The organism is Flavobacterium sp. (assembly GCF_031363805.1).
Taxonomy (GTDB): Bacteria; Bacteroidota; Bacteroidia; order Flavobacteriales; family Flavobacteriaceae; genus Flavobacterium.
The window spans coordinates 39,083-50,783 of sequence record NZ_JANLVD010000093.1 but is presented as its reverse complement, the minus strand read 5'-3'; the positions used below and the strand labels follow the sequence as shown (position 1 = coordinate 50,783).

Here is an 11,701-nt window from a genome sequence, read left to right as displayed (position 1 = left end):
CATAGAATATGCCGAAAAACTGCATAAAGGCATTGAAGTTTTGGGAGTTATAGAACACAATACATCACAAGAACAAAATCATACCGATAATATAAAACCATTGGTCGAAAAATGGTCCAAAAGTTTCGATTGGGAATATGGAGGTTATGCTCGTGCGCCAAAATTTATGATGCCCAATAATTATTTGTTTTTGCAACGATACGGTTTTCAAACCAAATCCAAAGACTTGCTAGATTTTGTCGATTTGACCTTGACAAAAATGGCACACGGCGGACTTTTCGATACCATCGATGGTGGTTTTTCACGCTATTCTGTCGATATGCGTTGGCACGTGCCACACTTTGAAAAAATGTTGTATGACAATGGACAACTTATTTCATTATATTCCGAAGCATACAAACGAACTAAAAATTTATTGTACAAAGAAGTAATTGAAAAAACCTTAACTTTCGTAGAAAGAGAATTTCTAAATCCTGAAAACGGTTTTTTTTCTGCATTGGATGCCGATAGTTTGAACAAAGAAAGCAAACTCGAAGAAGGTGCTTTTTATGTTTGGACACAAGCAGAATTACAAGAAATTTTAGGAGTAGATTTTGAAGTTTTTAGTCATTTATATAATGTAAATGAATTTGGTTTTTGGGGACACGACAATTATGTTTTAATACAAAGTCAAACTACAGAAAGTGTGGCTTCCCAATTCGGCTTGACCGAAAATGAATTGCAAATTAAAAAGAAAAATTGGGAACAATTGCTTTTCTTAGCTAGGGAAAAACGACCAAAACCAAGGCTAGATGACAAATCGCTTACTTCCTGGAATGCCATTATGCTCAAAGGCTATGTCGACGCTTACAATGCTTTAGGAAATACACAATATTTGGCTTTAGCCGAAAAAAATGCTGCTTTTATTGTCCAACAACAATCGTCGCTAGAAGGATTTTTATATCATTCGTACAAAAACGGGAAAAGCACTATTGAAGGTTTTCTAGAAGATTACGCTTTTACTATTCAAGCATTTATCAGTTTATATCAAGCCACATTAAATGAAAATTATTTGCAACAAGCCAAGCAATGGACAGATTATTGTCTGGATTATTTTTACGATGAAAAGCAACAATTTTTCATGTTCAATTCCAGAAATGCTTCGCCATTAATTGCTACACATTTTGAAACCGAAGACAACGTGATGCCTGCTTCCAACTCAGTTATGGCGAGTAATTTATATGTTTTGAGTATTTTGTTTCACAACAAGTATTACGAAAAAATTGCCTTGAAAATGTTGCATCACATGATTCCCAATATGGATTATGCATCGGCATATTCCAACTGGTTGAACCTATGGATAAATTTATCCGAAGACAATAAAGAATTGGCAGTTTGTGGCAAAAATGCGGTAGAAGAAATTCAAAAAATAAACAAAGAATATTTGCCCAATATTATTGTGGCTGGAAGTATAAAAAGTTCAACGCTACCTTTCTTAAAAGATCGTTTTTTAGAAAACGAAACTTTATTTTATGTATGCCAAAACAAGGCTTGTTTGTTGCCAAAACAAGGCTTTGTTGAAGTTTTGGAAGATTTGAAAATCTAAGTATTTTGTGCCAATTCCAGCTTTCCGCTTTAGCCCTCATTTAAAAAGCTTTTTTTCTATGCTCGCAACAGGAGCTTCCTTTGGTCGCTCTGTTACTCCAAGAAAAAATAGCTTTTAAAATTTCGGGGCTGCCGCTTCAATCTGGGGCATAGTGGTAGTTTTTAACTACCAAACTACCGCAACTTCTCCATCTCGTTTTTTAGGTTTTGGTTTTCTTCTTCGAGTTTCTGTATATATTTTTTCTGATTATCTAAAAAATATTCAGGTATTGAATAAATATGATTATTTCCTTGATAATTTCCTGTTGCATTGTCTTTGCATATAAAGACCATGCTATCTTCTTGCTCATAAATTTCCTCTATTGGAGTTTCTAAAATTTTGGATAATTTTTCCCATTCTGTATTAGAAATTTTTATTTGCCCTTTTTCCCTCCTGTTATAATTGGAAACATCTACACACAAAGCTTCTGCAAGTTGTTGTTGCGTGAAACATCTTTTTATTCTCGCTTGTATTAATTTAGTTTTTTCCATTTTATAATACGATTTTATTTATTGCGAAAATATGCAAAAAATATGCAAACTTAAAATTAGTTTACACAAAAACATAATAAGATATTTGAATTATTAAAATTATTCCTTGTTGTTTTTTTATATCCCAAGTGCACATGGTGATTTAAAATGATTTTGAGGGGGTTTTATATTTATTAACAAATTAAAAATTTAAAAAATGAAAAAACTCAGTTTGAAAGATTTTAAAAAAGTACTTAAAAGAGAAGAAATGCGAGAAATGTCTGGTGGAAGATACGCAACTTATTTTGCATGTCACTCTGCTAGTTACTCGGAGGGTCCAGGATATCAGTGCTACTGGAATGGTGGCGGATGGATTCTTTCACATCCATAAATTAATTTTGGCTAAAACTTTGTTTTGGCCAAAATTTTAAACTTATGCTTTATAAAATTATATTTGTAAAACTAAATTAATATACTTAATGAAAATAAATAAATATAATTGTTTCATTTTTTTTATGATTCTTATCCAAGGTTGCAAAGAAAACCATCGAAGTGATAAAAAGACTGATAAAGATATTGGATTTGCTATTTTAAATACTTATTCTCATGATATAAACTCTTTTACAGAAGGCTTGTTTTTTTATGATAATAAAATATATGAAAGCACAGGTTCTCCTAATGATATGCCAAACGCAAAATCTGTGATTGGAATTTTAGATTTAAGATCTGGACTTTTGAATGTCAAAGTGGAGTTGGATAAAGACTTTTATTTTGGTGAAGGCATTGCAAAATGTAAGGATAAAATATATCAATTAACATACAAAAACAGGAAAGGATTTATATACGATTTTAATACATTTGAGAAAAAAGGCAATTTTACTTTTGAAAGTAAGGAAGGTTGGGGTTTAACATCAATTAATGATACTTTATTAATAATGAGTGATGGCACTAACCAGCTAACTTTTTTAGATCCAAAAAATTTAAAAGTAGAAAAAAAAATAGAAGTTTTTGAAAATGATGTTGCGGTTGTAAATCTCAATGAATTAGAATTTGTTAATGGTTTTATTTATGCTAATATTTATACAACCTGTAGAGTTGTAAAAATTGATGTAAAAAGTGGTTTAGTTGTAGGATCAATAGATTTTAATTCATTATGCTATGAAGCTTTAACTAAATTTTCGGGAGCTCAAGAATTAAATGGTATTGCTTATAATAAAGATAAAGACACATTTTTTATCACAGGAAAAATGTGGCCAAGCATATATGAAGTTAAACTTAATTAATCTACTAACAGGACTTGTAGAATAAGGATATTTGGCAGTAAAGCTTAATAGTTTACACCCATTAAAGTATTTTCACCTCGTTTGTTATGAATAAACTTAATTGTCTTTTTCAATATTTGAAAAAAGAAAAAATAATTATTGATCAAAATGAATTCGATTATCAACTTCAATCACATTCAGACTATCCTTCTTTATTATCCATAAGCGATACTTTAAGTTTTTTTAAAATTAACAATCTTGCAACAAGAATAGAAAACGAAGATTTGGAATATTTGCCTAATAATTTTATGGGGTTGATTAAAGAAGGAAATCAAGATACTTTTTTAGCATTTTTGGAACGCAAAGAAAATGGTTTTCAATATTTTAAAGATGGGAAATCAAATTTAGTTTCAAACAAAATGTTTGAAAAAATGTTTCAAAACATTGTTTTACTTGCTGAGAATGAAGAAAACGAAACGCCAACAAAAAAATCCAATAATTTCGTCATTTATACTTTAATATTTCTAGGAATAATTTATTTGTTTTCAATTTTTGCGAATGGTTTTTCATTGTTAGCATTTATTTTTGTTTGTTTTGCAACAATTGGTTTTTACTTATCGCTTGAAGCTATTTATTATGAATTGGGAATTCAAACAAAATTTTCGGAGGCAGTTTGTACCATAACTACAAATTCTGATTGTGATGCGGTAATTAATGCTAAAAAATCACGATTCTTAGAAAAATTTAGTTTTAGTGGGGCGAGTATTACTTTTTTTACATCTCAAATACTGGCTCTATTGTTATTTTCAATTTCAAAACAGTTGACTGATTTTTATAACATTACAACTATTATATTGTTTTTTTCAATTCCTGTAACTTTTTTTTCTTTTTACCAACAAATTATCGTTGCAAAAAAATGGTGTCCTATTTGTTTGGCAATTATTTGCATAATCTATGCTGAAATAGTAAGTCTTTTAGTTTATAATAACTTCAGTTTTGCAATAAACACCATTTCGATTGCTTACTTTTTATTGGTATTAGTTGGTTCTCATATAGCATCAGTTTTTGTAAAAAGTATAATCAAACAGAATCTTGATTTTAAGTCTACAATAAGTGAGAATAATCGTTTCAAAAGAAAATATTCTTTGTTCAAAATGGTTTTGTTATCTTCTGATAAAGTAAATGAGAAGATAATTATTTCAAGCAATATTTTACTTGGCAATCCAGAAGCCAAACTAAAAATTACAGTAGTGTCTAGTCCTTTTTGTGGTCATTGTAAAGAAATGCACAAAATTATCGATGAAATATTAGAATTACACAAAGATAAAATTTGTTTCGATTTGCATTTTAATTTTGATGGTTCAAAAAGTGATGAAAAATCAAAAAGAGTACATCAAAAATTAGTTCAAATCTATTTTAGTGAAGGTCAAGATGTTTTTATGAAAGGACTTCACGATTGGTTTGAAAATAAAGAAGAAGACAAATTATTATCAAACTCAACTTCTCAAATTAATGATTTAAAAATTAACGAAGTACTTTATGAGCAATATACTTGGAATCAAGAAAATAAAATAACTTATACACCAGCAATAATTATAAATAACTATTCATTTCCAAAGGAATATGATAGAAATGATTTAATCCATTTTATAAATGATTTGGAAGATGATGCAGACTTTAGTTAAATATTTTATGTGTTGAAAACCTTCCCCAATTACATACAAGCAGATTCAAAAGATTGCGGTCCCACGTGCATCAAAATAATTGCGAAACATTGTGGTCAGATTTTAAACATTCAAACTTTAAGAGAGTTTAGTGAGACCACACGAGAAGGTAGCAATTTGTTAACCTTGTCTGATGCTGCTGAAAAAATTGGCTTTAGAACACTTGGCGCAAAACTCAGTTTAAAAAAACTAGAAGAAGTTCCTTTGCCATGTATTTTACATTGGAACAAAGAACACTATGTCATTCTTTATAAAATCAAAAAAAATAGGTACTATATATCTGATCCTGCTTTTGGACTTATAGAATACAACCAACAAGAATTCTTAAAACTCTGGATTGGCAACAACGCCAACGAAACCACAGAAGAAGGCATAGCACTTTTACTAGAACCTACTCCAAAATTTTATCAATCAGTATTTGAAAGCGATGATAAAAAAGCATTCGGTTTTTCACTACTATTCAAATATATATTACCCTATAAGTCTTTTATAATTCAGCTTATTATTGGTTTACTGGCTGGAAGTTTGCTACAACTTATTTTTCCATTTCTTACCCAAAGCATTGTCGATGTTGGTATTCAAAATCAGAATATTAACTTTATCTACTTAATATTATTTGCACAATTATTTTTGTTTGTTGGCAAAACAGTTTTAGAATTGATTCGAAGTTGGATTTTATTACATCTTTCTAGTCGCATAAATATTTCTTTGATTTCTGATTTTTTTATTAAATTAATGAATTTACCTATTTCCTTTTTTGATGTCCGCATGACAGGCGATATTATGCAACGCATAAACGACCACCATAGAATAGAGCGAATATTGACTACATCCTCTCTAAACGTTTTGTTCTCACTCATAAATATGGTTATCATGGGTGGCGTTTTAGCCTATTACAATTTGCAAATATTTGCAGTATTTTTTGCGGGAAGTATATTGTATTTCTTTTGGGTTGTACTGTTTTTAAAGCGTCGTGAAGCATTGGATTACAAACGTTTTGCAGAAATTTCTCAAGAACAAAGCAAAGTTATTGAACTTATAAGCGGTATGCAGGAAATAAAACTCCACAATGCAGAAAAACAGAAACGTTGGGGTTGGGAATATATACAAGCACGTTTATTTAAAGTGTCTATGAAAGGTTTGGTATTAGAACAAACCCAAAATATAGGCTCAAATTTTATTAATGAATTAAAAAATATTATCATTATTTTCTTGTCTGCAAAATTGGTTATCGATGGTCAAATCACATTGGGTATGATGCTCGCAATAAGCAGCATTGTAGGCAGTTTAAACGGACCCATTTTGCAATTAATAAGTTTTATCCGCGAAGCACAAGATGCCAAAATATCACTAGCTCGTTTATCAGAAATTCACGAAAAAGAAGATGAAACACAACAAGAAGTATCTCAAATCCATGAAATTCCTGTTGATAGTGATATTATTATAAAAGATTTGAGCTTTAGATATATTGGTTCTGATACTCCAGTTTTAGAAAATTTAAACTTGACTATTCCTGCAAACAAAGTAACTGCTATTGTGGGAACTAGCGGGAGCGGAAAAACGACTTTAATGAAACTCTTGCTTAAATTTTATGAGCCTAATTCTGGAGAAATTCTAATAGATAAAACGCATTTAAAAACCGTTGCCCAAAAAACCTGGCGTTCACACGTTGGAACAGTGATGCAAGAGGGTTATATTTTCAACGATACAATTGCCAACAATATTGCAATTGGAGTAGATATTATCAATAAAGAACGATTGGTTTATGCAGCTGGTGTGGCTAATATCAAAGAATTTATACAAAACTATCCATTAGGCTATAATACCAAAATTGGAATGGAAGGTGTTGGAATGAGCACAGGACAAAAACAAAGACTACTTATTGCCAGAGCTGTTTATAAAAATCCTGAAATGCTATTTTTTGACGAAGCTACTTCTGCGCTAGATGCGAATAATGAAAAAGAAATTATGCAAAAATTGGATATTTTCTTTAAAAATAAAACTGTTGTTGTTATTGCACACAGATTGAGTACAGTCATGAATGCTGATCAAATTGTAGTTTTAGAAAAAGGTAAAATTGTTGAAATTGGAAATCATAATGACTTAGTCAAATTAAAAGGCAGTTATTATGAATTGGTGCGTAATCAATTGCAATTGGGAAGTTAAGATTTTTGATTTATTATTTAAAAAAAGACAAAATGCCAGAGAATACAGAAATAGAATTAAGAAGTGAAGAAGTACAAGAAATCTTAACACGAGTACCACATTGGATGATTCGTTGGGGTTCGGTTGTAGTTTTATTAATTTTATTGTCACTTTTTTTTGTATCGTGGCTGGTTAAATATCCAGACGTAATAACTACACAAATTATTATTACAACCAATATTCCTCCTGAAAAATTAGTTGCTAAAGTCTCAGGTAAAATCGAAGTTCTTTTGGTGACCGATAAAGCAACTATTCCAAAAAATACTCCACTTGCCGTTATTGAGAATTCAGCAAATTATAAAGACGTTTTTTTACTAAAAACAATTGTAGATAGTATCAATATCGATAAATGTAAGTTTCCATTTGAGAAATTAAAATCCGCGCAATTGGGTGAAATAGAAAGTGCCTTTGCAGTGTTTCAAAAAGAAAGTATTGCAGACGATTTAAATGCAAAATTAACGCCTTACCAGATCGAAGGCTCAGCCCAAAGTTACGAAGCCATTCAACTTAAAGAACGCTTGAATTTATTGGAAGCACAAAAAGACATTAATCAAAATGAATTGATTTTACAAAAAAGTGAATTGGATCGTTACGAAACTTTGTACAAAAAAGGAATAATAGCAACACAAGAAATAGAAAAACAACGATTGCTATATTTGCAATCTCAAAAAAATTACAAAAGTTTTCTAAGTACTATTTCTACATTAAAATCATCATTGAATGAACTTAATAAAAATAGTAAAACAACACAAATAAACGAAAGTAAAGAAAATGTAAATTTAGAACGCAATGTAATCCAATCTTTCTATCAGCTTAAAAAAGCCATTAAAGATTGGGAATTAAATTATGTTTTACGATCATCAATTGATGGCAAAGTAAGTTTTTTGCAACTCTGGGCAGATAATCAAACCGTAAATGCTGGCGACAATGTATTTGCTATAATTCCAACAAATGAAAGTGGCTATATAGGAAAAGTAAAAGCCCCTTCGCAAAATTCAGGCAAAATAAAAGTAGGGCAAACTGTTAATATTCGACTGGCAAATTATCCTGACCGTGAATTTGGTGTAATAAAAGGGATTATAAAAGCAATTTCTTTAACGACAGACAAAGAAGGCAATTTATTGATAAATGTATCTTTACCGAAAGGTCTAGAAACTTCATATAAAAAACAAATCGTTTTCCAACAAGAAATGTCTGGTACTGCAGATGTAGTAACCGAAGATTTACGATTAATTGAAAGACTTCTTTATCAGTTTAGAGATATTTTCAAAAGATAAATTTTTCCTTTATCCTAGTTCATATTTTTATTATAGTGCTCACGGCGAATTTTAATTAATAAAGTTTAGTTAGAAACTTTATTCTGAAATTGTAATATTATTAAATGCTTGTAAAAAATTTATCACAATTTTTTTAATAAAAAAATTAATATAAATACAAATCTTAACAATTTTTATTTATTTTTAAAATATTATTAACAAATAAAAAACATATATTATGGCTTCATCATCAGAAGTGGGACACGCAAAAAACATTGCAAACCTCAATTTATTAAACACAAACATTCAAGCATTGGGCGCAATATACGTTCCGAGCAATCCAAAATTATTATTGGCAAATCTTCAAAGTTTTTACACCAAAGGTTTCAGCGAACAAAAAATTGTAAATGATTCATTAGCCCCATATTCTGTAGCAGTAGACGAAAGAGAAGTCATTTTTAAACCCTTAAATCGCGACCTAACAAAACTTAGAAGAGCATACAAAGCAACAGAAGGAGTTACACAAGTACAATTGGAAGATTTTATGACCATAGTTCGTAAATTAAAAGGTGAAAGAAAAACTCCAATAAAAGAATCTACAAATCTAGATGAAGCAGCAGTAAATTATTCAACATCTCAATTGAGCTACGACCAACGTACCAATAACATGGATTTATTAATTTCATTATTGCAAAACACACCTAACTTTAATCCAAACGAAACAGAATATAAGGTAGCAACCTATCAAAACAAAAAGGAACAAATGCTGTCAAAAACACAAGCGGTAGCAACAACCTATGTTCCACTAAACAATGCACGCAGTACTAGGAATACCACATTTTATAATGGTTCAGATAATTTGGTAGACGTTGCTAATGCCGCAAAAGACTACCTTTTTACAATTCTTGATACAAGTTCAGCACAGTATAAAGCAATCTCAAGAATAAAATTCAAACGACAATAAGTTATAAACTTTCCAAATATTCAAGGCTTGTTGCAAACCCAACAAGCCTTTCACTAAATCCAACAAGCTTTCCGCCAAACCCAACACGACTTCCGCCAAATCCAACAAGCCTTCCACCAAACTCAACAAGCCTTCCGCCAAACTCAACAAGCCTTCCGCCAAACTCAACAAGCCTTCCGCCAAACCCAACAAGACTTATGCAAAACCCAACAAGACTTCCGCCAAACCCAATAAGGCTTCTGTCAAACCCAACAAGGCTTACTCAGAACACAAAACCCGCAAATCATACCTTAGATTTGCGGGTTTTATAATATTACTTTCAATACTTTTTTTAATTATAATGAACAATTTTTTTCACTCATTATACCATTCTATTACTTTATATTCACCTCAAATGGCAACAAAGCCTGTGTCCCTTTTTGAACACTCAACCTTCGAATTTGTTCAATGACTTTATAGTTGGCTTCCCCAATTTCTGCTTTAATTAAACTTTCGCGCGATTTCATAAATGGCAAACCACCACCACCAAACAAATCTGCCAAGTCTTTTTCATATTTTGGATAATCAACAGTGGAATAGTCAGTGATTTTTACCAATTTTGAAGCATAAGCCAAGGCATCGTCTAGTCCGCCAAGTTGATCCACCAATCCTAATTTCAAAGCGTCTGAACCTGCCCAAACACGACCTTGAGCAATAGCATCTACTTGTGCAAAAGTCATTTTACGACCTGTTGCCACTCTTGTAACAAAGGTTTTGTAAATAGTTTCTACACCTTCTTGTGTGAAAGCTCTGAAATTATCGTCCAGCGGTTTAAACAAACTGTAGCCTGAAGCATTTTCATGGGTTTCTACCAACTCTGTATTGATACCATATTTTTTAGTCACTTGGGTTAAATTGGGCAATACACCAAAAACACCTATAGATCCAGTGATTGTGCTAGCCTCAGCAAAAATTTTATTGGCATTGCAAGCGATATAATAACCTCCTGAAGCCGCTAGATTTCCCATCGAAACCACTACAGGTTTCTCTTTTTTGGTAATTTCTATTTCTCTCCAAATTAATTCCGATGTCAATGCGCTTCCGCCTGGACTATCAATTCTTAAAACAATAGCTTTTACATTTTTATCTTTTCTAGCTTCTTGCAATGATCTTCGCATAGAACCTTCACCCACAACATTCAAATCGCCTTCCCCTGAACCAATTTCACCTTGAGCATAAATAACCGCAATTTTATCTTTTACATCAAAGTCAGATGATGAGGTGGCATAATCTTGTGTATAATCCACAATATTGACAAAATTATAATCTTCGTCCTTGTTTAATTTCAATTTGGTTCTAATGTCCTCATGGTAAACATCTTCGTAAGCAATTTTATCAATTAGTTTATTTTGCAAAGCCAATTGTGGGGTTCTTGCCAACAAACCTGATGCAATATTATTCAATTGAGCTACAGGAATATTTCTTGATTTTGAAATATCAACAACCATAGAATCCCATATCGAATTTAAAAAGGTAGAAATTTGAGTTCTATTTTCAGGACTCATTTCACTTAATAAAAAAGGTTCAACGGCACTTTTAAATTTTCCATGGCGAATAACTTCCATTTTAATACCAGTTTGGTCTTGAAAATCTTTAAAATACATGACTTCGGTAGAAAGTCCTTTAAAATCGACCTCTCCAATTGGATTCAAGTATATTTCGTCTGCAATTGAATTTAAATAATAATCTTTTTGAGAATATACATTTGCGTAGGATAATACAAATTTTTTCGATTTTTTAAAGTCTTCAAGTCCATCGCGTAAAGCTTTGGTTTGTGCAATTCCTAAATTTAAAGTGTTGTTTAATATAGAAATCCCTTTTATTTTTTCATCAGTTTTTGCTGCTTTAATAGCATTCAAAACATCGGTTAAACCATCATGTTTTGCATCATAATAGCCAATTTCTTCGTAATTAAATTTTCCACCATAATCATTGGATATATTTTCTAAATTTAATTCTAAAACCGAATTATCTTCTACATAAGTTGATTTTGAACCACTACCAAAAATAGCACCTATAATAACTATTCCAAAAAAGCATAACATTATAAAAACAAATAAACCAACAATGGTTGCCAATACATTTCCTAAAAATCTCATAATAATAAATTTATACCTAATTAGTAGTTCTTTATGGTATTTTGTTACAATAGGATTT

The 11,701-nt window shown here is 30.9% G+C and carries 10 protein-coding genes; 7 read left to right on the top strand and 3 right to left on the bottom strand.

Features of this window, described 5'->3' with window-relative positions; translation table 11 throughout:
* Positions 1–1,585, top strand: a 1,585-nt coding sequence (locus RMN92_RS05545; protein WP_309608471.1) for a thioredoxin domain-containing protein, incomplete at its 5' end; no start/stop codon positions are given.
* 173 nt (positions 1,586–1,758) lie between these two features.
* On the opposite strand, the gene RMN92_RS05540 is transcribed toward RMN92_RS05545, so the two are convergent.
* Positions 1,759–2,115 (bottom strand): helix-turn-helix transcriptional regulator, encoded by a 357-nt coding sequence (locus RMN92_RS05540; protein WP_309608470.1) that lies wholly within the window; start codon positions 2,113–2,115, stop codon positions 1,759–1,761.
* Positions 2,116–2,311: 196 nt separating this feature from the next.
* Between RMN92_RS05540 and RMN92_RS05535 the strand changes: the two genes are divergently transcribed.
* From RMN92_RS05535 to RMN92_RS05510, 6 genes are all read left to right on the top strand, one after another.
* Positions 2,312–2,485: a hypothetical protein gene (locus RMN92_RS05535; RefSeq protein WP_309608469.1), complete on the top strand. Its 174-nt coding sequence runs from the start codon at positions 2,312–2,314 to the stop codon at positions 2,483–2,485.
* 124 nt (positions 2,486–2,609) lie between these two features.
* A complete protein-coding gene (locus tag RMN92_RS05530; protein ID WP_309608468.1) occupies positions 2,610–3,377 on the top strand; it encodes a glutaminyl-peptide cyclotransferase in 768 nt (255 codons plus the stop codon).
* 116 nt (positions 3,378–3,493) lie between these two features.
* The gene (locus RMN92_RS05525) at positions 3,494–5,041 is read left to right on the top strand and encodes a vitamin K epoxide reductase family protein (RefSeq protein ID WP_309608467.1); all 1,548 of its coding nucleotides are present in this window, start codon (positions 3,494–3,496) and stop codon (positions 5,039–5,041) included.
* A 12-nt stretch (positions 5,042–5,053) separates the two neighbouring features.
* Positions 5,054–7,246: a peptidase domain-containing ABC transporter gene (locus RMN92_RS05520; protein ID WP_309608466.1), complete on the top strand. Its 2,193-nt coding sequence runs from the start codon at positions 5,054–5,056 to the stop codon at positions 7,244–7,246.
* Between the two features lie 32 nt (positions 7,247–7,278).
* Positions 7,279–8,562 (top strand): HlyD family efflux transporter periplasmic adaptor subunit, encoded by a 1,284-nt coding sequence (locus RMN92_RS05515; protein ID WP_309608465.1) that lies wholly within the window; start codon positions 7,279–7,281, stop codon positions 8,560–8,562.
* 217 nt (positions 8,563–8,779) lie between these two features.
* Positions 8,780–9,505 carry a hypothetical protein gene (locus RMN92_RS05510; protein WP_309608464.1) on the top strand — a complete coding sequence of 242 codons (726 nt, stop codon included), beginning with the start codon at positions 8,780–8,782 and terminating at the stop codon, positions 9,503–9,505.
* Here RMN92_RS05510 and RMN92_RS05505 read toward each other — a convergent pair.
* Both RMN92_RS05505 and sppA read right to left on the bottom strand, forming a co-directional pair.
* Entirely contained in the window at positions 9,479–9,688 is a 210-nt protein-coding gene (locus RMN92_RS05505; protein ID WP_309608463.1) for a hypothetical protein, read from the bottom strand. The genes RMN92_RS05510 and RMN92_RS05505 overlap by 27 nt on opposite strands.
* A gap of 191 nt (positions 9,689–9,879) precedes the next feature.
* A complete protein-coding gene (sppA, locus tag RMN92_RS05500) occupies positions 9,880–11,643 on the bottom strand; it encodes a signal peptide peptidase SppA (RefSeq protein WP_309608462.1) in 1,764 nt (587 codons plus the stop codon).
* Between the last annotated feature and the right edge of the window lie 58 nt (positions 11,644–11,701).